This window comes from Bacillus sp. 01N42_2 (assembly GCF_056399565.1).
Genome location: NZ_JBFTRO010000002.1, coordinates 83,858 through 106,064 on the forward strand (window position 1 = coordinate 83,858; position 22,207 = coordinate 106,064).

At 42.7% G+C, this 22,207-nt stretch carries 32 protein-coding genes and 1 pseudogene; 9 read left to right on the top strand and 24 right to left on the bottom strand.

The features are described from left to right. Position 1: 1 nt before the first annotated feature. Both parE and AC1DN5_RS04330 read right to left on the bottom strand, forming a co-directional pair. On the bottom strand, positions 2 to 1,969 hold the full coding sequence (gene parE, locus AC1DN5_RS04325; protein ID WP_016935963.1) for a DNA topoisomerase IV subunit B: 1,968 nt from the start codon (positions 1,967 to 1,969) through the stop codon (positions 2 to 4). A 423-nt stretch (positions 1,970 to 2,392) separates the two neighbouring features. Then, a complete protein-coding gene (locus AC1DN5_RS04330; protein WP_366969334.1) occupies positions 2,393 to 2,800 on the bottom strand; it encodes a CoA-binding protein in 408 nt (135 codons plus the stop codon). A gap of 151 nt (positions 2,801 to 2,951) precedes the next feature. Between AC1DN5_RS04330 and plsY the strand changes: the two genes are divergently transcribed. After that, positions 2,952 to 3,533, top strand: coding sequence for a glycerol-3-phosphate 1-O-acyltransferase PlsY (gene plsY / locus AC1DN5_RS04335; RefSeq protein ID WP_016935965.1), 582 nt, complete (start codon positions 2,952 to 2,954; stop codon positions 3,531 to 3,533). Between the two features lie 86 nt (positions 3,534 to 3,619). Next, entirely contained in the window at positions 3,620 to 3,907 is a 288-nt protein-coding gene (locus AC1DN5_RS04340) for a HesB/YadR/YfhF family protein (protein ID WP_016935966.1), read from the top strand. 32 nt (positions 3,908 to 3,939) lie between these two features. Here the strand turns inward: AC1DN5_RS04340 and AC1DN5_RS04345 are convergent, their stop codons facing one another. The 7 genes from AC1DN5_RS04345 to acnA form a co-directional block, all read right to left on the bottom strand. Next, entirely contained in the window at positions 3,940 to 4,239 is a 300-nt protein-coding gene (locus AC1DN5_RS04345) for a hypothetical protein (protein ID WP_016935967.1), read from the bottom strand. 14 nt (positions 4,240 to 4,253) lie between these two features. Next, the gene (locus tag AC1DN5_RS04350) at positions 4,254 to 4,670 is read right to left on the bottom strand and encodes a YbgC/FadM family acyl-CoA thioesterase (RefSeq protein WP_016935968.1); all 417 of its coding nucleotides are present in this window, start codon (positions 4,668 to 4,670) and stop codon (positions 4,254 to 4,256) included. An 85-nt stretch (positions 4,671 to 4,755) separates the two neighbouring features. Further along, the gene (tlp, locus tag AC1DN5_RS04355) at positions 4,756 to 4,998 is read right to left on the bottom strand and encodes a small acid-soluble spore protein Tlp (protein WP_032864748.1); all 243 of its coding nucleotides are present in this window, start codon (positions 4,996 to 4,998) and stop codon (positions 4,756 to 4,758) included. 24 nt (positions 4,999 to 5,022) lie between these two features. Beyond that, on the bottom strand, positions 5,023 to 5,169 hold the full coding sequence (locus AC1DN5_RS04360) for an acid-soluble spore protein N (protein ID WP_013352427.1): 147 nt from the start codon (positions 5,167 to 5,169) through the stop codon (positions 5,023 to 5,025). A 63-nt stretch (positions 5,170 to 5,232) separates the two neighbouring features. Continuing rightward, positions 5,233 to 5,358 carry an FbpB family small basic protein gene (locus AC1DN5_RS04365; protein WP_012117651.1) on the bottom strand — a complete coding sequence of 42 codons (126 nt, stop codon included), beginning with the start codon at positions 5,356 to 5,358 and terminating at the stop codon, positions 5,233 to 5,235. Positions 5,359 to 5,436: 78 nt separating this feature from the next. Then, a complete protein-coding gene (locus tag AC1DN5_RS04370; RefSeq protein WP_045925797.1) occupies positions 5,437 to 5,946 on the bottom strand; it encodes a TlpA family protein disulfide reductase in 510 nt (169 codons plus the stop codon). A gap of 60 nt (positions 5,947 to 6,006) precedes the next feature. Continuing rightward, complete coding sequence (gene acnA, locus AC1DN5_RS04375) at positions 6,007 to 8,733, bottom strand: aconitate hydratase AcnA (RefSeq protein WP_366969336.1); 2,727 nt, start codon at positions 8,731 to 8,733, stop codon at positions 6,007 to 6,009. Between the two features lie 231 nt (positions 8,734 to 8,964). Between acnA and sspO the strand changes: the two genes are divergently transcribed. The 4 genes from sspO to AC1DN5_RS04395 all read left to right on the top strand — a co-directional run bounded on the left by sspO (position 8,965) and on the right by AC1DN5_RS04395 (position 10,415). Continuing rightward, positions 8,965 to 9,111, top strand: a complete 147-nt coding sequence (gene sspO, locus AC1DN5_RS04380) for an acid-soluble spore protein SspO (RefSeq protein ID WP_003244839.1) — start codon at positions 8,965 to 8,967, stop codon at positions 9,109 to 9,111. 30 nt (positions 9,112 to 9,141) lie between these two features. Further along, positions 9,142 to 9,288 carry a small acid-soluble spore protein P gene (locus tag AC1DN5_RS04385; RefSeq protein WP_003153984.1) on the top strand — a complete coding sequence of 49 codons (147 nt, stop codon included), beginning with the start codon at positions 9,142 to 9,144 and terminating at the stop codon, positions 9,286 to 9,288. Between the two features lie 94 nt (positions 9,289 to 9,382). Beyond that, positions 9,383 to 9,754: an Hsp20/alpha crystallin family protein gene (locus AC1DN5_RS04390; RefSeq protein WP_366969338.1), complete on the top strand. Its 372-nt coding sequence runs from the start codon at positions 9,383 to 9,385 to the stop codon at positions 9,752 to 9,754. 232 nt (positions 9,755 to 9,986) lie between these two features. Continuing rightward, positions 9,987 to 10,415 carry a DUF2621 domain-containing protein gene (locus tag AC1DN5_RS04395; protein WP_045925794.1) on the top strand — a complete coding sequence of 143 codons (429 nt, stop codon included), beginning with the start codon at positions 9,987 to 9,989 and terminating at the stop codon, positions 10,413 to 10,415. Positions 10,416 to 10,442: 27 nt separating this feature from the next. On the opposite strand, the gene AC1DN5_RS04400 is transcribed toward AC1DN5_RS04395, so the two are convergent. From AC1DN5_RS04400 to AC1DN5_RS04410, 3 genes are all read right to left on the bottom strand, one after another. Then, positions 10,443 to 10,934, bottom strand: coding sequence for a CcdC family protein (locus tag AC1DN5_RS04400; RefSeq protein WP_095240656.1), 492 nt, complete (start codon positions 10,932 to 10,934; stop codon positions 10,443 to 10,445). Positions 10,935 to 11,012: 78 nt separating this feature from the next. Beyond that, positions 11,013 to 11,375, bottom strand: coding sequence for a response regulator (locus tag AC1DN5_RS04405; RefSeq protein WP_016935975.1), 363 nt, complete (start codon positions 11,373 to 11,375; stop codon positions 11,013 to 11,015). Positions 11,376 to 11,459: 84 nt separating this feature from the next. Beyond that, entirely contained in the window at positions 11,460 to 12,167 is a 708-nt protein-coding gene (locus AC1DN5_RS04410; RefSeq protein ID WP_016935976.1) for a cytochrome c biogenesis protein CcdA, read from the bottom strand. Between the two features lie 201 nt (positions 12,168 to 12,368). On the opposite strand from AC1DN5_RS04410, the gene AC1DN5_RS04415 reads away from it, so the two are divergent. Further along, entirely contained in the window at positions 12,369 to 12,542 is a 174-nt protein-coding gene (locus AC1DN5_RS04415) for an aspartyl-phosphate phosphatase Spo0E family protein (protein ID WP_012117647.1), read from the top strand. Positions 12,543 to 12,615: 73 nt separating this feature from the next. Here AC1DN5_RS04415 and AC1DN5_RS04420 read toward each other — a convergent pair whose 3' ends face one another. From AC1DN5_RS04420 to yneA, 6 genes are all read right to left on the bottom strand, one after another. Continuing rightward, positions 12,616 to 12,834, bottom strand: coding sequence for a YneF family protein (locus AC1DN5_RS04420; RefSeq protein WP_003153994.1), 219 nt, complete (start codon positions 12,832 to 12,834; stop codon positions 12,616 to 12,618). Positions 12,835 to 12,919: 85 nt separating this feature from the next. Beyond that, positions 12,920 to 13,366 carry a sporulation inhibitor of replication protein SirA gene (sirA, locus tag AC1DN5_RS04425; RefSeq protein ID WP_047474793.1) on the bottom strand — a complete coding sequence of 149 codons (447 nt, stop codon included), beginning with the start codon at positions 13,364 to 13,366 and terminating at the stop codon, positions 12,920 to 12,922. Positions 13,367 to 13,517: 151 nt separating this feature from the next. After that, the gene (gene tkt / locus AC1DN5_RS04430; protein ID WP_060962687.1) at positions 13,518 to 15,521 is read right to left on the bottom strand and encodes a transketolase; all 2,004 of its coding nucleotides are present in this window, start codon (positions 15,519 to 15,521) and stop codon (positions 13,518 to 13,520) included. 165 nt (positions 15,522 to 15,686) lie between these two features. After that, positions 15,687 to 15,920 carry a DUF896 domain-containing protein gene (locus AC1DN5_RS04435; protein ID WP_003153997.1) on the bottom strand — a complete coding sequence of 78 codons (234 nt, stop codon included), beginning with the start codon at positions 15,918 to 15,920 and terminating at the stop codon, positions 15,687 to 15,689. A 68-nt stretch (positions 15,921 to 15,988) separates the two neighbouring features. Then, entirely contained in the window at positions 15,989 to 16,639 is a 651-nt protein-coding gene (locus AC1DN5_RS04440) for a YneB family resolvase-like protein (RefSeq protein ID WP_366969340.1), read from the bottom strand. 15 nt (positions 16,640 to 16,654) lie between these two features. Further along, complete coding sequence (yneA, locus tag AC1DN5_RS04445; RefSeq protein WP_016935980.1) at positions 16,655 to 16,966, bottom strand: cell division suppressor protein YneA; 312 nt, start codon at positions 16,964 to 16,966, stop codon at positions 16,655 to 16,657. Between the two features lie 152 nt (positions 16,967 to 17,118). On the opposite strand from yneA, the gene lexA reads away from it, so the two are divergent. After that, positions 17,119 to 17,739 carry a transcriptional repressor LexA gene (lexA, locus tag AC1DN5_RS04450; RefSeq protein WP_007611720.1) on the top strand — a complete coding sequence of 207 codons (621 nt, stop codon included), beginning with the start codon at positions 17,119 to 17,121 and terminating at the stop codon, positions 17,737 to 17,739. A gap of 338 nt (positions 17,740 to 18,077) precedes the next feature. On the opposite strand, the gene AC1DN5_RS04455 is transcribed toward lexA, so the two are convergent. Further along, positions 18,078 to 18,506 (bottom strand): hypothetical protein, encoded by a 429-nt coding sequence (locus AC1DN5_RS04455; RefSeq protein ID WP_047474799.1) that lies wholly within the window; start codon positions 18,504 to 18,506, stop codon positions 18,078 to 18,080. Positions 18,507 to 18,662: 156 nt separating this feature from the next. Here AC1DN5_RS04455 and AC1DN5_RS04460 point away from each other — a divergent pair, with 156 nt between their 5' ends. Continuing rightward, positions 18,663 to 19,112, top strand: a complete 450-nt coding sequence (locus tag AC1DN5_RS04460) for a YndM family protein (protein WP_366969341.1) — start codon at positions 18,663 to 18,665, stop codon at positions 19,110 to 19,112. Between the two features lie 26 nt (positions 19,113 to 19,138). Here the strand turns inward: AC1DN5_RS04460 and AC1DN5_RS04465 are convergent, their stop codons facing one another. The 5 genes and pseudogenes from AC1DN5_RS04465 to AC1DN5_RS04485 form a co-directional block, all read right to left on the bottom strand. Then, positions 19,139 to 19,969: a prohibitin family protein gene (locus AC1DN5_RS04465; protein ID WP_016935983.1), complete on the bottom strand. Its 831-nt coding sequence runs from the start codon at positions 19,967 to 19,969 to the stop codon at positions 19,139 to 19,141. Then, positions 19,956 to 20,105, bottom strand: a complete 150-nt coding sequence (locus AC1DN5_RS04470; RefSeq protein WP_016935984.1) for a hypothetical protein — start codon at positions 20,103 to 20,105, stop codon at positions 19,956 to 19,958. Before AC1DN5_RS04470 ends, AC1DN5_RS04465 begins: the two co-directional genes overlap by 14 nt. Positions 20,106 to 20,211: 106 nt before the next feature. Next, complete coding sequence (locus AC1DN5_RS04475) at positions 20,212 to 21,036, bottom strand: poly-gamma-glutamate hydrolase family protein (protein WP_366969343.1); 825 nt, start codon at positions 21,034 to 21,036, stop codon at positions 20,212 to 20,214. 212 nt (positions 21,037 to 21,248) lie between these two features. Beyond that, positions 21,249 to 21,683 (bottom strand): dUTP diphosphatase, encoded by a 435-nt coding sequence (locus tag AC1DN5_RS04480; RefSeq protein ID WP_016935986.1) that lies wholly within the window; start codon positions 21,681 to 21,683, stop codon positions 21,249 to 21,251. A 164-nt stretch (positions 21,684 to 21,847) separates the two neighbouring features. Beyond that, positions 21,848 to 22,001: pseudogene (locus AC1DN5_RS04485) on the bottom strand (TM2 domain-containing protein). Between the last annotated feature and the right edge of the window lie 206 nt (positions 22,002 to 22,207).

Genomic DNA, 22,207 nt, shown 5'->3' on the forward strand with positions numbered 1-22,207 from the left:
ATTAAACCTCCTCAGCGACCGACAAGTTTTCATTTTCTAAAATATTGCTTTCCTCGTCTAATCCGAAGGCAACATTCTTTTCAATCCATTTTCTTCTCGGTTCTACTTTGTCTCCCATTAATGTCGTTACGCGGCGCTCTACGCGTGCCGCATCGTCAATCTTGACTCTGACGAGCGTTCGCGACTCGGGATTCATCGTCGTTTCCCAGAGCTGGTCTGCGTTCATTTCTCCCAGACCTTTATAACGCTGAATGGTATAGCCTTTGCCGACTTTCTTTAAAACGCCGTCCATTTCTTCGTCGGACCAAGCATATTCAATAATCTCTTTCTTACCGCTTCCTTTGCTGACTTTGTAAAGAGGCGGAAGCGCGATGAAGACTTTTCCGTGCTCAATTAAAGGTTTCATATAGCGGTAGAAAAACGTTAACAGCAAGACTTGAATATGCGCGCCGTCGGTATCCGCATCGGTCATGATGACGATCTTGTCATAGTTAATGTCGTCTATCTCAAAATCTGCGCCGACTCCCCCGCCGATCGCATGAATAATTGTATTGATCTCTTCATTTTTGAAAATGTCTGCAAGCTTTGCTTTCTCTGTGTTGATGACCTTTCCGCGAAGGGGCAGCACGGCTTGGAATTTCCGGTCTCTTCCCTGTTTTGCAGAACCTCCGGCAGAGTCTCCCTCCACGAGATACAATTCATTCTTCGCCGGATTTCTGGAGCCTGCCGGTGTGAGTTTTCCGCTCAGCGTCGCTTCTGATTTTTTGCGTTTTTTACCGCTTCTCGCTTCTTCTCTCGCTTTACGGGCAGCTTCGCGGGCCTGGCTTGCTTTAATCGCTTTTTTGACGAGCAGGGTCGCTGTATCGCGGTTTTCTTCCAAGAAATAAGCAAGATTCTCAGAAATGACTGCGTCTGCGGCGGATCTCGCCTCACTTGTGCCAAGTTTCCCTTTTGTCTGGCCTTCAAATTGCAGCAGTTCCTCCGGGATACGCACGGAAATAATCGCGGACAACCCTTCTCTGATATCGGCGCCTTCAAGGTTTTTGTCTTTCTCTTTTAAAAGCGCGACCTTTCGCGCATATTCATTAAACGCTCTTGTCATTGCCGTTTTGGCTCCTGATTCGTGGGTGCCGCCGTCCTTTGTTCTGACGTTATTAACGAATGACAGCATATTTTCTGAGTATCCGTCATTAAATTGGAAAGCAAAATCGACTTCAATGTCGTGGTGCTCGCCTTCAAAAGAAACCACTTCGCATAAAGCGTCTTTTTCTTCGTTTAAATAGGCGACAAATGCTTCAATTCCGTTCTCATAATAAAATACTTCTTTTACGTTGTTCCGCTCATCAATTAATTCTATTTTTAAGCCTTTTAATAAGAAGGCGGATTCGCGCAGGCGTTCCGACAGCGTGTCAAAATTATAAACCGTTGCGCTGAACATTGACGGATCAGGTTTAAAATGGGTAAGCGTTCCCGTTTTCTTGGTCGTACCGATTTTTTCAAGTGAAGTCACAGGCTTGCCGCCGTTTTCAAACCGTTGTTTATAAACATAGCCGTCACGCTCAATGGTAACTGTCAGCCACTCTGATAAAGCGTTTACGACAGATGCGCCGACACCATGCAGACCGCCGCTTGTTTTATAGCCGCCCTGGCCGAATTTCCCTCCCGCATGCAGCACGGTGAAAATAACTTCCGGTGTCGGCTTTCCGAGCTTATGCATTCCGGTCGGCATTCCGCGCCCCCTGTCCTGCACGGAGATGCTGTTGTCCTTATGTATCGTTACGATAATATGATCTCCGTAGCCGGCAAGGACTTCATCGACGGAATTGTCGACGATCTCATATACCAGATGGTGCAGGCCGCGTGCGTCCGTCGAACCGATATACATTCCCGGTCTTTTTCTGACGGCTTCCAGGCCTTCAAGCACCTGTATGGCATCTTCGTTGTAATCAAATTGCTGTTTTCTAGCCAAACGTACAAACCCCTTTCAAAAAACCTGCTCTTAATCATTCTCTTTTTAAATGTTTTCATGTCTTTGTTTTTCAGTATGCGCAAGCTTCGGTCCAATTCTCCTCGGACTCACAATTATAACCAATATGCTTGATTTCGCAACATCTTTAAGCGAATGGCTCGTTTTTTAGGCCGCAAGACATACATTCGAACGGCTTTTCATCTTTTTGGTGCTCTTTTCCGGAGACGAGAACTTATGTTCGCTTTCTATTATATAGATTTATGCCGTCCATCGCAAACAGACTGCAGCCCCCTTTAATGCAGGGGTTTCTAAAAAAGCTGTTCATGCTTTATTGTATCTGTTTCAACATCATACGCAAAGAGTATTCTTTCAATAAAAAAACAAAAACCCCTGATTTGCCAAGGATTTTTGCCTTTTTTGTTCCTATTTTATAACAGCGCGGGCGACTTTTATACATAAATCCATAATAGCCGTCCGCCCTTTCTCTGTAATCATGCGGTACGCTTCTTCATTTGCCAGGCCCTGCTGCGCCCAAAAAACGGGAGCATCCGTCTGTAAAAACTCTTCAGCGACGCCGGGAAGCTGCTCAGATCGTCTGAACACATTGACAATATCAATCGGTCCCTCAACGTCTTTTAATGAAGCGACGGCTTTAACGCCAAGCGCTTCATCAATCGTCGGATTGACAGGAATAATCTCGTACCCTTCATCCTGCATCGCTTTGGAAACCATGTAAGAAGTCCGGTCGGAACGGTCTGACAGCCCGACGACGGCGATACGTTTGCTTCGGTCAAGAATTTCTTTAATCTCTGACTTTGAAGGATTTTGCATCTTTACCATCTCCTTTTGTATTATTGTACACGACAGCTTCATCGGATTCAAAAAAAGCGGTTTGTCAGCTTAATTCTCAAAAAACTTGTCATCAGACGATAACAACTCGTGTTAAAATAAAGTGAAGGGACATTAAAAAGGAGAAATGTAGATGTTGATTGCTTTATTGATTATTTTGGCCTATGTAATAGGCAGCATCCCGTCAGGTTTAGTCGTAGGCAAACTTGCGAAAGGGATTGATATTAGAGAACATGGAAGCGGTAATTTGGGCGCCACAAATGCTTTTCGCACGCTTGGCGTTAAAGCGGGATCTGTCGTCGTTGCAGCCGATATTTTAAAAGGCACCTTGGCCGCGGCGCTGCCGTATTTATTGCACGTTCCCATTCACCCTCTTCTCGCAGGAGTGGCGGCAGTGATCGGTCATGTATTCCCCGTGTTCGCAAAATTCAAGGGCGGAAAAGCCGTAGCCACTTCAGGAGGCGTCCTGCTGTTTTATGCTCCGCTGTTATTCGTAACGATGGTTGCAGTGTTTTTCGTATTTTTATTCCTTACGAAATTTGTTTCTCTGTCTTCAATGTTAACAGGGATTTATACGATTATTTACTGTCTGTTTGTAAAAGACCCTTATTTATTAATCGTAGTGACGCTCTTGACCGCGTTTGTTATCTACAGACACAGGGCAAACATCAAACGGATTATGAACAAAACAGAACCGAAAATCAAATGGTTTTGATGAAACTTCAATTTTGACATCAAAATGCCATATGCGTTTATAATAGAGATAATTTCTTTATGAGAAACAAAAAGGGAGTGTACCGGATGAACATGAAAGTAACGAAAGGCGCGCTGGATTGGTACAAAGAAGAGCTTGAACTGGAAACAGGCGATCAAGTCCGTTTCTTTGTCCGTTACGGAGGATGCAGCAGCGTCCAGAAAGGCTTTTCTCTCGGTGTTTCAAAAGACCAGCCGATGAACGTCGGAATCAGCACGGAAGTTGAAGGCATTACCTTTTTTATTGAAGAAAGCGACTTATGGTACTTTGATAATCACGATCTGTCCGTCACATATTCAGATCAGTCAGAAGAGCCGGTATTTGATTACGTGTAAGAAAAAAGAACGCAGCGGATGCGTTCTTTTTTTTACAGTTTGAACCTTCTGATATGATCAGTCAGATGTTCTTTTTCTAATATGCGTTTCTGCGTTTCACCGAGCAGGTCAAAGTGGGGAAATGCATTTTTATGATGAATCCACTCAGGCTTCAGCCCGTATTCCGATCCCCATCGGATCAGCTTATCGAGATCGCTTGAACCGGCCTTCGTCACGGTCTTAGCCTCCGGAAAGCGGTCGTCCAGCCAATAATGCGTTAAAAAAGCGATTTTTCCTTCCGATACATCCCGCTTCCATCTTTCCAGTTCTCTGCGTGTAATTCCAAATGCCATAACTGAGCTGCTCCTTATTTTTTTGCCTTTTCGTAAGCGGCATGCCAATCAGGAAAGGCCTTGCGGAACTGAATCGGTTTGAAGCTCTGTTTATCGACGCATATGTGAGAGGATGACGCTTCGATCGCAAGTTCTTGATCCGGATTATAGATGCGGTAGCCGTAAATGATTTTAAATCCGTTATATTCTTCAATCCACGTATGTACTTCTGCTGTTTCTCCGTAGCGGAGCGGCTTTTTATAAGAAATGCTGATATCCACTACAGGTGACAGCACCCCTCTTTCTTCCATGTCCTTGTACAGAAATCCGAGGTCCTTAATGAGCGCCGTTCTCCCGACCTCCATCCAGACTAAGTAATTGGCATGATAGACAATGCCCATTTGATCTGTTTCCGCATAACGCACTTCTATTTCTTTTTTTGACACATGCAACGTTCTCTGCTCCCTTATTATCAGATTAGCCCTATTTTATCACAACGAGGCGGAAAGAGAAAAAACCAGGTTTCCCTGGTTTTTATTACGATTGATAGCCGTTTTCTCTCGCAGCCGATTCATCCTGAATTTCACTTCGGAATGATTCAATGCTTTCATTGCGTCTGGCATTCTTCTCCTGAATGCGCTGTTTTTCCTCTTCTGTCGCAAACTCCATTGATTCTTTCGCTTCTTCTATATTTTCGATTGTATTCTGTACCATATCCTGAAGCTTTTCAACGTTATCAGAACGGTCGTCCGGGTTCGGTCTTTGGTTATGATTTGTCATCATGTCAGCTCTCCTTTAATGATATTATTCGCCTTTCGTCTGCATGACAATCGGATGTCCGTTTGACTTGTCATGAAACTTTTCCCCTTTGTTTCGTTTATATTTAACGGGTTTTGTCCCTAAGTGGCTCGGAGCGTACTGCGGCTGGCCGTCTTTCTTGTTTGTGCCCATGTTCATCCCTCCTTAAGAGTATATTTCGCAAAAGGAGGCGCAAACATGACTGCAAATTAAAGGTTATTTTTGTTTGAACCGCTGCTCCAGCTTTTCTTCAAGCTGATTCAAATATTCCGTATTGGTCATCAGCTCACGTTTATTCTCCATAACCAATTCATGAAAAGAACGTTTTCTCATTTTTTTCAATCTTCTCACCTCCGTGTTTTCATTCATTTTTTCCAATTTTTTAAAAGATAAGCCTTTCGCATAAAAAAAACTGAACCTCTACTTGAGATCCAGTTTTTCTTTCATTTCTTTTTTTGTCATCGTGCCTACTCGGATGTGCTGAATGGTTCCTTTTTCGTCTAATATGTATGATGTCGGATAAGAAAGCACGTTGAAATCTCCGTTAATCCCGCTCTTGTCAATCAGAATTGGAAAGGTCAGCTGATAAGTATCAGCGAATGATTTCACAGCCTGTATATTTTTTTCAGAGGACGTAAAATTAACGGCTACTACCGCAATATCAGGATTTTCTTTCTGCAGCTCCTGCATATCGGGCATTTCCATCCGGCATGGCTTGCACCACGTCGCCCAGAAATTAAGAAGCACTTTTTTACCTTTATAATCAGAAAGGGAGCTGCTTTTTCCTGACAGTGTGTCGAGTGTAAAGTCAGGAGCCTTCATCCCTTCTTCTGTCCCTTCTTTCGGACTTGTTTGTGCAGAATAAATGTTCCAGCCCGCATACACTAACAACCCGATAAGTAACAATACGCCCAGCCATTTTGCAAGCATCTCAAGGCCTCCCGTATAAAAAGAGAGAAAGCAGTCCGCTTTCTCTCTTTTGTCTTTCTGCTACTGTTTCATTTTATCGCGAAGCACCATTTGTAAAATGCCGCCGTGACGATAGTAATCAATTTCCACTTCACTGTCGAAACGGACAACGACTTCAAATGTTTTTACCGTACCGTCTTCACTGATAGCTCTGACAGTCAGCAAGTCGCGTGGACGTACAGTTTCATCAACATCCACCTCGATAACTTCCTTACCGGTTAAACCGAGTGTATCCGCGTTTTCACCCTGTTTGAACTGGAGCGGCAGCACACCCATGAAGACGAGGTTGCTTCTGTGAATTCTTTCAAAGCTTTCCGCAATGACTGTTCTGATGCCTAGCAGGTTTGTTCCTTTTGCAGCCCAGTCACGTGAAGAGCCCATTCCGTAATCTTTGCCGGCCAGGACGACAAGACCCGTTTTATCTTCTTTATACCGCATGCATGCATCATAAATAGATGTCACGTCACCGGTAGGCCAGTGTGTAGTGTATCCGCCTTCTGTGCCAGGCGCAATTTGGTTTTTAATGCGGATATTGGCGAATGTTCCTCTCATCATGACTTCATGGTTTCCGCGGCGTGAGCCATAAGAGTTAAAGTCCCGAGGAGAAACGCCTTTTTCCTGCAGGTATTTGCCCGCTGGCGTGTCTTTTCCGATCGCTCCGGCCGGAGAAATATGGTCAGTCGTCACGGAATCTCCGAATTTGCCGACAACGCGAAGCCCTCTTAATGGCTCAACTTTTCCCGGTTCTACAGACATTTCTTCAAAGAACGGCGGGTTTTGGATGTAAGTAGAATCCTTATCCCACTTGTAAAGTGCTTCATCCGTCGTTTCGATTTCATTCCAGCGCTGGTTGTCGTCAAATACCGTTTCATATTCTTTACGGAATAATTCCGGCGTCACAGTCTGTTTGACGAGGGAATTGATTTCATCCATTGACGGCCAGATGTCATCGAAGTAAACGTTTTGCCCGTCTTTTCCGACACCGATCGGGTCAGATTTCAAGTTAATATTCACAGTGCCTGCCAATGCGTACGCGACGACAAGCGGCGGTGAAGCAAGGTAGTTTCCTTTGACAAGCGGATGGATCCGGCCTTCAAAGTTTCTGTTGCCTGACAGGACAGAAGTGATCAGAAGATCATTTTTAGCAACCGCTTCTTCAATCTCTGGAGAAAGCGGTCCGGAGTTTCCGATACATGTCGTACAGCCGTAACCGACAAGATTAAAGCCGAGCTCCTTCATATAAGGAAGAAGGCCTGAGTTGACTAAGTATCCAGTAACAACCTTAGATCCCGGTGCAAGTGATGTTTTCACATAATTCGGCACTTTCAATCCCAATTCTACCGCTTTTTTGGCTACCAATCCGGCACCGATTAATACAAAAGGATTAGATGTGTTTGTGCAGCTTGTAATGGCGGCAATTGCAATTGCCCCTGTTTTCATGACCGCATCTTCGCCGCTGTTAAGTTTAAATGAGATTTCTTTGTCCTCTTCAGCAGCATCCATTCCGAATCCTTGGTTGCCGGCCGGGCTGACGAGATGTTTTTTAAACGTTTCCTGCATGACAGAAAGCGGGATTAAATCCTGCGGACGTTTCGGGCCTGATAGGTTCGCTTCAATTTTTGACAGATCAATTTCCACAACGTCAGTAAAAATCGGCTCTTCTGCGTCAGGCGTATAGAATAAACCGTTGTTGCGGCAGTATGCTTCCACGACATCGATCTGCTCTTCTTCACGGCCGGTCAGACGCATGTAAGAAAGTGCTTCCTCGTCAACCGGGAAGAATCCGCAAGTCGCTCCGTATTCCGGCGCCATATTGGCAATAGTCGCCCGATCCGCAAGCGGAAGCTCAGCAACACCAGGGCCGAAGAATTCAACAAATTTATTGACTACGCCTTTTTCGCGCAGCACTTGAGTGACTTTCAGCGCTAAGTCAGTTGCCGTCGTTCCGTTAGGCAATTTTCCGACAAGTTTCGCGCCGATGACCTCAGGAACAGGGAAATATGAAGGCTGGCCGAGCATTCCCGCTTCCGCCTCAATACCGCCGACACCCCAGCCGAGAACGCCGATTCCGTTAATCATCGTGGTATGAGAATCTGTTCCCACCAAAGTATCAGGATATGTCACAAGCTCTCCGTCTTCATCTTTCGTATGAACGACACTTGCCAAAAACTCAAGGTTTACCTGGTGGACGATACCTGTTGCAGGCGGAACGGCCTGATAGTTGTTAAACGCTTTCTTTGCCCAGCTTAAAAATTTATAACGTTCTGCATTTCTTTTGAATTCTAAGTCCATATTAATGGCTAACGCGTCTTCCGTACCTGCTTTGTCGACTTGTACGGAGTGGTCAATGACCAGGTCAACCGGAATTTCAGGATTGATTTTATCAGGGTCTCCGCCGACAGAAGCCATGGCTTTTCTTAAAGATGCCAGGTCAACTACGGCCGGAACGCCGGTAAAGTCCTGAAGGATAACCCGTGACGGTTTAAACGGCACATCGATATCTTTTAATTCAGCAGTACCCCATCTTGCTAAATTTTCAACATGTTCTTTCGTAATGACGCGTCCGTCTACCTGACGCAAAACGGATTCCAAAAGAACCTTAATAGAATAAGGAAGTTTTGAAACATTGCCGACCCCTGCGTCTTCCAATGCTTTTAATGAATAGTAGTGGTATGTTTTCCCGTTTGAAGAAAATGTTTTTCTTGCTTGGAAAACGTCTTGTGTTGCGACTTTTTGCTGATTTGTCATTCTCCAAAATCCCCCTTCAAAGATCAAGATCGTTCTTTAGATGAATGTTCACATTCCATCACAATTTTCTCACAATTTCATCTTAGTATAAAATCATACATAAGTAAATATCAATGTTTTTATTAAATACAATAAGATCGTCTTATCAGAATAATTTCCGGTAAATTTTGTCCTGTTTTATGTCTCATACAACGGGCTGTAAAGAGCCATATTAAAGTTGAGGTGATGATCATGGTAAAACGAAAAGCCAATCATGTGATAAACGGCATGAATGATGCAAAAAGCCAAGGTAAAGGCGCGGGTTATATTGAAAATGACCAGCTTGTCCTGACCGAAGCAGAACGGCAGAACAATAAAAAAAGAAAAACAAACCAATAGCCGTCACCCCTTAAAAAAGGAGGCTTTAACATGACAAATAAAAATACGAGCAAAGATATGCATAAAAATGCTCCGAAGGGCCATAATCCCGGCCAGCCGGAACCGTTAAGCGGAAGCAAAAAAGTGAAAAACCGCAACCATACAAGACAAAAACATAATACAAGCCACGATATGTAAAACAGACCTCGGTGTCTGTTTTTTTGTGCTTTCACCCATTCAAAGCTTCTGCATACGTTATAGCAAGGCTTTTTTAATATGGAGGGATGCTTCCATGAATCATTCAAATCACGCTGAAGAATTTGATGATATCGAAGAATGGCTGCGGCAGTTTTACGAGGATCCGTATGCTTGGTATGACGAGGCGCTTCCGATCGATCTATATGAAACAAGCCGTCAATACATCATTGAAGCTGACCTTGCGGCGCTGAAGCCGGTGCAGGCGATGACCGTCACTCTTTCGGGAAATGAGTTCATGCTCTCTGTTAAAACGCTTGAACAGACGTTAAACAAACAAATGATGCTGCCTTTTTATCTAAATGACAAACATATTTTCACTGATTTCACAAACCATATTCTGACCGTCTCCATGAACAAGGAGCCAAATGAAACCCCTGCCTCTTTTTCCTTTCAATTTCCTCTATAACATAAAAAAGCCGTTTTCATCCCTCAATGAAAGCGGCTTTTTTGTCCGGTCATATCAGTCATATACCCTCGAAGTGAATCTCCCATGGCCAAATAGCAGAATCACTATACGATAGAATATGTTCTAGCAACCGGATTGACTGGACATCTATCATTTTTTCTATTCTTTTTTCATGTGTTCTTCTATTCTGTCTTCGTTTACAATATGGTTAAAGTAAGGAGGAGATAAAACAATGCTCGAAGGCTGGTTTATGTGGTTTATTTTATTTTGGGTCATCGTAATGATCGGATTGCTGTCCATCGGCGGGTTTTTTATGTTTCGAAAATTTTTAAAACGCTTACCGAAAGAAGACGGCCGGTCAGAACTGGATTGGCAGGATTATTATATTGAAAAAAGCAGACACCTATGGAATGAAGGCGACAAGGCGTTTTTGGATGAACTGGTCGCCCCCGTTCCAGAGCTCTTTCGGGATGTAGCCAAAGCTAAAATCGCCGGAAAAATCGGTGAAATCTCTTTACAAGAGGAAGCTGAACAAATAAACCGGGATTTAATCATCAGGGGTTACATACTGGCCACCCCTAAGCGGGATCATCAGTTTTTGAAAAAACATCTCCGCGAAAAACAGATTGACCTTACTCCTTATCAAACCCTGCTCAAATAAAAAACCTTTCCGTCCGCCGGAAAGGTTTTAATTCATCTGAATATCAGCGGTCTTCAGTTCATTGGCAAGTTTGCGGTACGACATAAACATCGCGATGCGCCACGGGACAATCATTCCGAAAGCCAGAATCCAAAACATTCCGCTTAAAGCTCCGTAATCAATCGTCGTGCTCAAAATGGATTTCATAGCGATTCTGATAACCAGCAAACCAATTAGGATAAACACAAATGCTTTTGACCGTTTTAAATAGATTTCATTATTTTTAATCTCAAATTTAGATGTTTTTATCAGAAAAATAGAGAAGATCACGCCCAGCGTAATGGCCTCCAAAAATTCTTCGCCTGTCACTCTGAAAATCGGAAAAAGAAACATCAGCGCTCCCGTACTCATGAAAATCGGCGGGAGAATTATTTTTTTTGGTGAAGCGGGCTTATCGGAGGATTTAATCCTCACGATCATTACAGAGATTGCCATGGCCGCTGCAATAACGGATGAAATTATAATCATCATCTTTATCATTCCTTTGCTTGCACGGAGTTTGATACTATATACTATACTCCAAAAACATAAAAAAACCAATGTGAAAAGAAAATACGTTTATGTTCCCGTTACCCTGCCTACGGCCTCCAGCACTTTAGACCCTTCAAACGGTTTAACGATAAAATCTTTAGCGCCCAGTTCAATCGCTTCCAGAACGATCCGCTGCTGCCGCATGGCGGTGCACATAATGACATGGGCTTTCGGGTCAAAAGCTAAAATCTCCTGCAGCGCCTGTATTCCGTTTTTAACCGGCATGGTAATATCCATTGTCACCAGATCGGGGCGGATTTTTTGATAAACGGCCAGAGCTTCCTCGCCGTCAGCCGCTTCTCCGGCCACTGTATAATTCGCCGATTCCAGAATCTCTCTGATTTTCACTCTCATGAACTTGGCGTCATCTACAACTAAAACTCGTGTCATATTCCCCTCCACATATTTAACATTAACTAGTCTTATTGTACCAAAAAAGAAAGGGTATATAATAGTTCAAAAGCTATCAATCTCTTACAGCCCCTTGAACCCTCCGAAAAGATTTGACAGAACGATCAGAATATAACTCATCCAGTTAAAAAACAGCATAATTCCGATGACAATCATAACAATGCCGCCGGTTCTCATGATAAGCAGCTGGTGCTTTCGAATCCAATTCATTCTGGTAATAAAAAATGAAAGAACTAGAAAAGGAATGGCGAATCCCAAAACATATAAAAACATATACGGCACCGCTGAAGAAGGATTTGTACCGGCCAGTGAAAACACGGCGCCTAAAATAGGCCCGCTGCACGGCGACCAGCCGGCTGCAAACGCCAGGCCGATCAGAACAGAGCCGATAAACCCCTCAGGCCGGTGCTTAAAATGAATGCGCCGCTCTTTCATCATGATTTTCGGCTGAAACACACCCGCCGTAATGAGCCCGAAAAGCACCAGCATGATAGCGCCAAACTGGCGGATCGCTTCATGATAACGGGTAAAAAAACTGCCGATGAACGAGGTTCCGTATCCAAGTGCAATAAAAATCACGGAGAAACCAAGCAAAAAACAAAGTGTATGCACGAGCCCCCGTTTTTGCAGCATCACCTTTTCCGTTTTCACCTCGTCCATGCTGACACCGGTTATGTATGACAAAAAAGCGGGGTACAGCGGCAGACAGCAGGGAGAAATGAAAGACAGAAATCCGGCCCCAAACGTGAGAAAGTAATTAAAACTCACCATGACACACTCCTTTCGAGTTATGACAAAATCATTTCATTTTTTTAACACTTTCCTATGAAGGATTACTTTTTATAGAAAAAGCTTATATAATTTAATTTGACATCAAGATATTATACTCCTTCTTATTTGAAAAACAGTATAAATGTGGATATAATAATAGCGATTCAAGTGAAAGATTTATGTATGAAAGGATATATCCCTGTGATTAGAGAGCATCTATTAAATGAAATTGAAAAAAAACGGGCAGAGCTGCTTAAAATCGTCATGACAAACGGAATGACATCAAACATTACGATAGAACTCAGCCAGGAGCTTGACCACCTTCTCATACAATATCAAAAGGAACTGCACACCGGCAGTTGGGGTGAAACATGACGCCAAAATAAAAAACCCTCTCCGGGTTTTTTATTTTTATAACCATGTATCTCTATATCATAATCTTTACGTATTATTTCGCTTGATTATTCATGGCTTTCATCATTTGATTAATTTTCTTTTGAGAAGGTTTCATTCCCATTTGCATCATCATCATGCGTAACATTTGTTCATTAATAGGCGGATTCTTTTTCAAATAGCTCATCATATATTTACGAGCAATAAAAAACCCGAGTGCAACACCTATGAGCAATGCGACAACGCCCACTAGGATGCCAACCCATAAAGTCATTTTATTTCCTCCTTCATGTTGTCTAGTTTAAAGTGTACTAAACCAAAGGCTATTATACAACATTTACATCTCTTTTTGCTCGTTTTTAGACAAAATTTCTTTCTCTGACCGGATTTAACCACCCATAACGCCTTGTCTTAAAATCCATCGCAAGAAAGCAGGGGCTGATTTTACGGAGAATCTCAAAGAAAATCGTTTCCGCCTCATAATCTCCCGAAGCCGCAATCTCAATCAAGCTGTCTTTCATCATGAAGGTGGCGCGGCCCTTTTCTCCGGGCAGTGTAAGCTGATAAATTGAATCTAAACGGCTGTAACTCATTCGGTTTAAATGAAGCTGGAGACGCTGATGCATATGTATCACCGGAATCGGTTCTGTTATATAGTGAACTTGCTTTTTTGTCAGTTGATATTCTTGGGGTGTCAGGTTTGTCCAATGATAGTCTCGAAATAATTCAAACATAGCAGTTTCCCGCCCGAAGTAGTGGTTCGCAAACTCATCCTTAATCAGGTGTGTATAGTAATGACGTTCCATTTCCTCATCCCCTTTTACAGCGCTGCGTATTGCTTTCTATTATACAAAAGGAGAAAAGAAAGAATTGTCTATTACTGTTATGGCGCCCCTTCTATTTTTGTCGTATAAACAGGAAAAAGAGGATGATTTGACTCATCCTCTTTTTGTTTCTTTATTTGTTTAGCAGTTTCTTCACGCGGTCAGCCACGTTTTCTGCAGTAAACCCGTATTCTTTCATAATTGTTTCTCCCGGAGCCGAAGCACCGAAACGGTCAATTGCAAGAACGTCTCCTTCAAGACCGGTAAATTTGCCCCATCCGAAGCTTGATCCCATTTCAATCGCAAGACGTTTCGTCACATTCGGAGGAAGTACGCTGTTTTTGTACTCGGCCGATTGTTTTTCGAAACGGTCCCAGCTCGGCATGCTGACTACAGATACATGAATGTTTTCGTCAGCAAGCTTCGCCTGTGCTTCAATCGCAAGTCCGACTTCAGAACCTGTCGCTAAAAGAAGGGCGTCCGGTGAATCGGTTTTTGCTTTGGAAACGGTATAAGCCCCTTTTTCTACTCCGGCATACGCTTCTTCAGCCTGCTGATCAATTGTCGGCAGGTTTTGGCGTGTCAACACAAGAGCTGTCGGATGATCCTGGCTTTGAACGGCTAGCTTCCACGCAGCTGCGGTTTCATTGCCGTCAGCAGGTCTGATCACAGAAAGATTAGGAAGCGCGCGTAAAGATGCAAGCTGCTCAATCGGTTCGTGAGTCGGTCCGTCTTCTCCTACAGCAATACTGTCATGCGTAAATACATAAGTGACAGGAAGCCCCATTAATGACGCCAGACGAATAGCAGGTCTTAAATAATCTGAGAACACAAAGAATGTGCCGCCGAATACGCGGAGTCCGCCGTGAAGCGCCATTCCGTTTAAAGCAGCGCCCATCGCAAATTCACGGACACCGAACCAGAAGTTTTTCCCGGCGTAGTCTTTGGCCGTGAAGTCCCCTGCGTTTTTGATTGTCGTTTTGTTTGAACCCGCAAGGTCAGCAGATCCTCCGACAAAGAAAGGAATTTTCTTGGCGATGCCGTTCAGCACCTCACCTGAAGATGCGCGGGAAGCAAGGCTGCTGCCTTTTTCATAGACAGGAACTTCCTGATCCCAGTCTTTCGGCAGTTCGCCTTTCATTCCGAGTGACAGCTGTTCAGCAAGCTCAGGATATTTTTCCTTGTAAGCAGCGAACTGTTCATTCCATTCCTGTTCTTTTTTCGCGCCCGCTTCTTTTACAGCTTCGTTGAAATGCGCGTATACTTCTTCTGGAACATAAAAATCTTCTTCAAACGTCCAAGCGTACGCTTCTTTAGTCAGCTTGCTCTCTTCTAGTCCCAGCGGAGCGCCGTGAACACCGGATGTGCCCGCGCGGTTTGGAGAACCGAAACCGATTGTCGTTTTCACTTCAATTAATGTTGGTTTTTTATCATTCTGGCGCGCTTTCTCAATTGCAGCCGTCAATTCAGCGATGTTATTTCCGTCCTCAACATAAAGGACTTCCCAGTTCATGGCTTCAAAACGCTGTTTTACATTTTCAGAGAAAGAGCGGTTTAAATCGCCGTCTAAAGAAATATCATTAGAATCGTATAATACGATCAGGCGGCCTAATTCCAGATGGCCTGCAAGAGAAGCGGCTTCAGAAGAAATGCCTTCCATCAAATCGCCGTCTCCGCAAATACTATATGTATAATGATCAACTACGTTGAATGAATCCCGGTTATATGTTTCAGCCAAATGGCGTTCTGCAATTGCCATTCCCACTGCCATAGCGATACCCTGTCCCAAAGGCCCGGTTGTTGCGTCGACGCCGGCTGTATGCCCGAACTCCGGATGTCCCGGTGTTTTGCTTCCCCATTGGCGGAACTGTTTCAGATCTTCAATGCTGAGGTCATACCCGCTTAAATGCAGCATGCTGTACAAAAGCATTGAACCGTGTCCTGCTGATAAAACAAAGCGGTCGCGGTTAAACCATCCCGGATTTTGCGGATTTACATTCATAAACTTCGTCCACAGCGTGTAAGCCATCGGAGCAGCTCCCATCGGCATGCCCGGGTGTCCGGAATTAGCTTTTTCAATTGCGTCTATAGATAGTGTACGTATGGTGGCAACTGATTTCTTTTCAATTGTATCCATTATAATCCCCTTCCTTATTGTTGTACCTTTTCATCATAAAGCGATGCTGACTTTTTCTCAACTCTTTCAGCTTAAATTTGAGATAAACTTGTTGAAAATTGTCGCAAATCACAGCCTGATATTAGTATATACAAAAAAGAATACGTATTGCCGTATTCTTTCTGTTTAATGAAGATTATTTTTCTGTTGTTCCCTTTTTAATTTTTCAGGAGTGACATCATTACCCTCCGGATCAATAACTTTTACGCTCTTTAACGTATTTTTCATTGAGGAGCGGAATCCTTTCAAATACTCCTGGCGAAGCTTTTGCTGTTCGGCTTTTTCCTCATCGGTTATCGTGTTTGATTTAGCTTTTTGAGCCAATTCGTTAATTCTTGCGATTTTTTCTTTAGAAATCATAATAAGCTCCTTTGATGCGTGTTGATTATATACTACTAAAACATAGTCTTTTTTACAACTGAAGCATGTCAGCTGCCTTCGCTGTCTGCGATATATTCCTGAAAACGCCGGTGAACCGTGGCTTTGGATACATCATAGCCGAATCCTCTTAAGGTGGCTGCGATTTCTGCAAAGGTAAGCTTGTTGGCTCTCAGCCTGATGATTTCCGAAACAGGAACCTCTTTTTTTTCTTTTCCGCTGTTTTCATGTCTGTTTTTCAGATTCCGTTCAGGTTTATAGCCGTTTTTTACGGCTCTTTTCATTCCCCGCCGGATTTTCATATTGTGAATTTTCCTTTGATATTCCTCAACAATACTGACGATTTCGAGTACCATCGTATCAGCTTCGGAAAGCTCCAGCTCACCTTTATGAGCCGTCGTATATATCTTTACGTTCTCCCTGTAAATACAATGCAAAAGCGCGATCTTGGCGTTTCCTCTTCCCAGTCTTGTTTCATCCTGCACCAATATCGCGTCAATATGTGACTTTTTAATTTCATCAAGCATTTCAAATACTCCGTCGCGGTCCATTTCGTAACCGCTGGCTTTCTCTGAAATGACTTTTGCAACTTCCATGCCGTTTGCCGCAGCGATCTCACTGAGCTCCTCTTCCTGTCTTTTTAAAGACGTCTGCTGCTGTTCTTTGTTTGTGCTTACCCGGGCATAAATGAGCGCCTTCATTTCTCTCTTTCCTCTCTAATTGACAATGGCCAGCTGATATACGGCCGGATGCTCCTTTTTAACCGGAAGAATAAGTTCGTCTCCGGGCTTTATATCAGCAGTTTGGAGATGATTATTCTCCGTCACCCACTCAATGAAATCTTCTTTGTTAATATTTTTCTTCTCTGCTACTTGATCCGCAAGTGACCACAGAGTATCTCCGTCCTGAACCTTTATTTTAACATATTGGCTGAGTGCCTGATCATTTCCCGCACATGAAACAAGTAAAATAACGGCACTTAAAATCGCAGTAAACAGTCCGACAAATATGATAGATTCCTTCGCCATTTAAACAACCTCCAGAATGTTTGTTCGCTTTTTATACCTTTCAGTATATACGAACAAATGTTTCTGTCAATCGTTTTTTTCGAACCTATGTTTGTACTGTCAGGAAAATCATGCTATAATCTACTTAAAATCGACGTTTTGAGGTGCGAAATATGACGAAGCTATCAAAAAGGCAGCTTGATATCCTGCGTTTTATTAAAGAAGAGGTAAAAACGAAAGGATATCCGCCTTCTGTAAGAGAGATAGGAGAAGCAGTAGGACTGGCTTCCAGTTCAACCGTGCACGGACATTTGGCGCGGCTGGAGACAAAAGGCCTGATCAGACGGGACCCTACTAAACCGAGAGCGATTGAGGTATTGGATGAAGAAGAAGTCCAAATTCCGAAAAGCCAGGTTGTCAATGTTCCGGTCATCGGAAAAGTGACGGCGGGTATTCCGATTACGGCTGTTGAAAATATCGACGAGTATTTTCCGCTTCCTGACCGGATGGTTCCTCCGGGAGAACACGTATTCATGTTAGAAATCATGGGAGAAAGTATGATTGATGCCGGCATTTTTGACAAAGATTACGTCATTGTCAAACAGCAGAACACGGCCAATAACGGGGAAATCGTGGTGGCTATGACCGAAGATGATGAAGCCACGGTCAAGCGCTTCTATAAAGAAGACAATTATGTGCGGCTGCAGCCGGAAAATCCGACGATGGAACCGATTATCCTGCAAAACGTAAGCATTTTAGGGAAAGTGATCGGCGTATTCAGAGCCGTTCATTAATTCTATTAAACTTTATTTATCGTAAAACCCCTCTGAAAGGGGTTTTTCTTTTGCAAAAAAAGAGCAGATTCGCCCTGGCTTAAGAAACGAACCTGCTAAGGAGGAAAAACTTACATCTTTATTATCTGTCATCTCACTTTTGAAGTCAACAAATAATGTTTCCTAAAGGAAACTTTTTATCCATTTTTCAACTTTTGTATTTGTGCGGGCTGATTTTGATATACATCTACCTTTACCTGGAGCGGGCGGATTACATTGTATTTGTGAAAATTTAGTACATAGCACAATAAGTTTTGATGAGGTGTAAAAAAACCCGCTGCCTTTGCGGGTATCTATTTTCAATCAAAATGATAATATTCCACGCCGTATAACCCTTTAATATGAACAGGTTCACAGACGTTTGAAGAGCTTTCAATCAGAATCCTGTATTTGTGATATGGATCAATTGATTTTTTGTCCTGGGCACTTAGGTTTAACCAGCTGCCGCTGTAACTTTTAGAACTTAATGTATAAAAGTTTCCGTTCAGCGCCATCCGCTGGAGTTTCACGTTTAAATTGCATGAAGAATTGTTCACAATGGTGAACTTGTATCCTAATAGGTAATCATCAGCTGATACAGCCCCCGGATTTTCAATAAAAAACTCTTTTACATCTCCCTCCATTATAAAGCTTGTTTTTGATCCGAATTCAGTGGTAGCCGCTTCTGCTGAGTGTACTCCGCAAAAACATAATAAAAAAACAGCAATACATATCCACCATTTTTTCAATTTTGCATCCCCCTTTTTTACATATTTTAACTTGTGAATATGGTGATGTCTATTTACATTTTATTGAAACGCACACTTTATAACCACTATATACCAGTTTAAAAATTTGCTGATTGCCTACAATGAAGACTAAACGAAATAACGAAGGTGGTTCAAATGAAACATGTAATTGCTTTCGCTTCTAAAACAGCGCTCACACTTGCTTTGCTGTACATTGTTCTCGATCTGATGTACCAAGTAACTTTTTTAAACGTTCTGTTTATTACCTTGATCTTAAGTTTGGTCACTTACTTTTTGGGTGATTGCATGATTCTGCCGCGAACAAGCAATTTTACAGCCGTTGCAGCTGATTTCGGAATTTCATTCATTATATTATGGATATTTCTAATGAACATTGGCGGGTTTAATGTCTCCCCTGCAGCGGCAGCGGTTATTTCTGCATTTTGCCTTTCTGTTTTTGAAGCATTTTTCCACCGGTATCTGCAGCAATTTGTGCTGCCTGAAGATTATCAGGGCGAAACAGGGACAGACAGCACACAATTGAGATATCAAACCGAGGCGTCTGAAGAATTAATGCCGGAAAAAGATTCTGAAGAAAAAACATAAAAAGGAGGCATCCGCCTCCTTTCTTTTTATTTTTGCTTCTGATCGTCCAGCGGCAGCTGCAGCAGTGAGTCTGTGCCTGTCGCTTTCGGTGTTTTTCCGTCCCATTTTTCAATCCATTTATATTTGATCATTTCATCAGACATTGATTTTTTTATGATTTGGTTATAATCAGCGATCCCTTCCGCTTCAATTTTTTTCTTTTTCGCTTCTGCTTCAGCTATTTTAATTTCAGTCTGCGTCCGTTCAAGCTCCTGTGAAGACTTCACTCTTGCATCAATGGCTTCCTGTGTGGCTTTATCCGGCTTCGGTACGCCAAGCGTCAGATCATCAATTAAAAATCCAAGGTTCTTCATATCCTCAGCAAACCTTTTTTGAACATCGGCAGCGGCTTCTGCAGATTTTTGCCCGTATGTGTCAATAACCGAGTATTTGCTGATTGATTTTCGCGCCGCGTCCCACAGTCTTGTTTTTAAATATGTATTTTCAATCGTTTCAACGTCTACCGCCCCGAATTTGTTAAACAGATCGACTACTTTATCAGGCTGCACAACATAGTTGTAAGCGATATCCATTTCAATATTTTTACCGTCTGAGGTTGCCACTTTTATATTTTCATTATTTACGGTCTGCATACGCACCGGATATTCCGTTACTTTATTAAACAAACCGACTAAGTGCCAGCCTTGATCCAAAGTTTCGGATTTTACCCCGCCGTTCGGTGAGTATACGACTCCGACATAACCATTCGGTATTTTTTCAATAAATAATGACGCCGTAACGCCCGCAATTAAAAGGGCTGCGCCTATAATCACACCGCCGAGTATTTTTTTTGTGTTTCTCCGCTTATTTTCGCTCATGCTGATCTTCTTCCTCCCATGACTTTTTAAATTTTTTGGCTCCGCTTCCCACTTGTTTAAAGATTGGACTCAGCATCAGCCATAAACCGAATCCGATGATGGCAAGAAGAATGACAGACCCAATCATCACTTTCATTCGCCCACCTCTTTTCTTTCATCCTGTCAGTTATGTATACGATCTTAAGAACTTAAAGTTTCATAAATTTCAAAAGAAAAAGCTCCGCCGGCAAAAAGCGGCGTGCTTATTTATAATTGTCATTGATAAAATCAGAAATCGTTTTTGTGAATTGGAGAAAGGTATCGTTTTGTGTGGACGCTCTGCTTTTAAGCGTAAAGGTGTCAAACAGTGATTTTCTAAAACCGGTGCTCATTTCGATTTGAATACTTAATCCGGATGAAGATTGATTGGCAAGATTGTTCGGACTGACACCTGCGTATTTATCATTTATGTCAAGAAGAACGGCAGGATACCCGTTTCGTTTCAGCACACCTGTCAAAAGTTCGGCCCGTTCTCTGTCTGTACCGCCGATTTTTATCTTTTTATCGTCGCTGCCGTAACCGTGCAATGAAATGACATTTGAGTGCTCTTTCACCATTTGAACGGCTTTAGGTTCGTCGAAATGCGAACTGGTCAAATGCAGCTCAGCATTGCCGGCTGATTTTAACCCTTCAAATAAATACAGGCTCCGGTTTTCGGCAATTTTTCTGGCCAACTCACTGGTACCCGGCTCTATGCCTCCGCCGTGTATAGCTAATATGAGAACAGAAGGGTCATGTTCTTTCGATGAAATAGAAAAAACGGAGGGGGCCTCATGCAGTTTTAATTCCTCGAAACTGCCGTAAGTATCTGAAGCGGCATCAGCCCGTAAAAACGGCAGAAGCAAAAACGATAAAATTAAAACTAAAATTCCTTTTTTGGTTATTGATGGCAATTGTATGTTTATGTTACAATACAAATGCTTCAGCCTTTGAAGCGAACGGCAGAACAGGGTGACTTTGGACGGTTTCTTCTGCTCTGCCTCTTTGCCAGCAGCTTTACGGTCTTCTCTTCTAACCCTTTTTTTCATAACATCATCCTTTCTTTTGTTTACACTTTTGTCACAATATTATATACGCTGGACAAGACCTCCGTTCATCTTAAAGAATAAAAACATCAGAGCATCTTCTAGATAGACGGAATGCTGAAGAGGGAATATCGGGAAATCATTTATCAATATGCTAGCGCGGCTGGCGCTTCGAAATCAATAAAAAGACTGCTTAACAGCAGTCTTTAATCGTTTTATTTTGTGCCTGTTGATCCCAGACCGCCGCGGTCATTGTTCCCGAGCTTGTCCACTTCGATCAATTCCACTTGAGGCATTTTCTTCATGATTCTGAATTGGCAGATCCGCTCTCCCTTGGAAATATCGGTATCCCGAAGTGCGTATGCCGGGAAAAACCAGAAATCATTGTCACCTTTATAAGATTCATCGATGACACCCATTGAATTTGTCTGAATAATACCGAAATGCTTATATGTACTTGAACGCGGAACGACATGGGCCTCATATCCTTCCGGCAGCTCCATCGCAACTCCGAGCGGGATAAGTTTGAACTCACCTTTTTTGATTGTTATATCCTCTGCAGCCCGCAGATCGATCCAATCGCCCTGTTCAATTTTACTGATTCTCGTTTGTGTATCATCTGAATATTTAATTTTAATTTGTAAAGTCATGTTCGCCGCTCCTTTTGATTCCCTATTTTAGTCGTATTAATGACCAATCCGTGCACCATTATACCATTTTAACTGAGCAGCTGAGGAAAGGATTTAATGCGAAGAAAAGAAAACGCTTAATTGAGAAGAAACCGATAAGCGGGATATCCCACTCAGGCTTTTGATTACTGTTGGTCATAATAATCATTATACTTTTGATCAAATACTTGTTCGCTTCCGCAGAGATAAATAATATATTCAATAAATGCTTATGAATGCCGAAACCCCCTAGAAAAATGCTAATATTGCAGCCGCAATTCTGCTTTCCTTACTTATCATAACGTCCCCCAACAATCTTTTTCCATCGTTTTCACAGGAGAGCTCCACTTATAATACACACTCTATATAAAGGTAAATTTTATACTAGTTTTCAAAAACTTTCTTCGTTTTGATCTTTCACCTGAAATATTGGCGTTTTTTTGAAATTCAATCTGATTTTAAAAGGGATTTCGTTCTCAACAAAGAATTTGATGAATAAGCGCTTA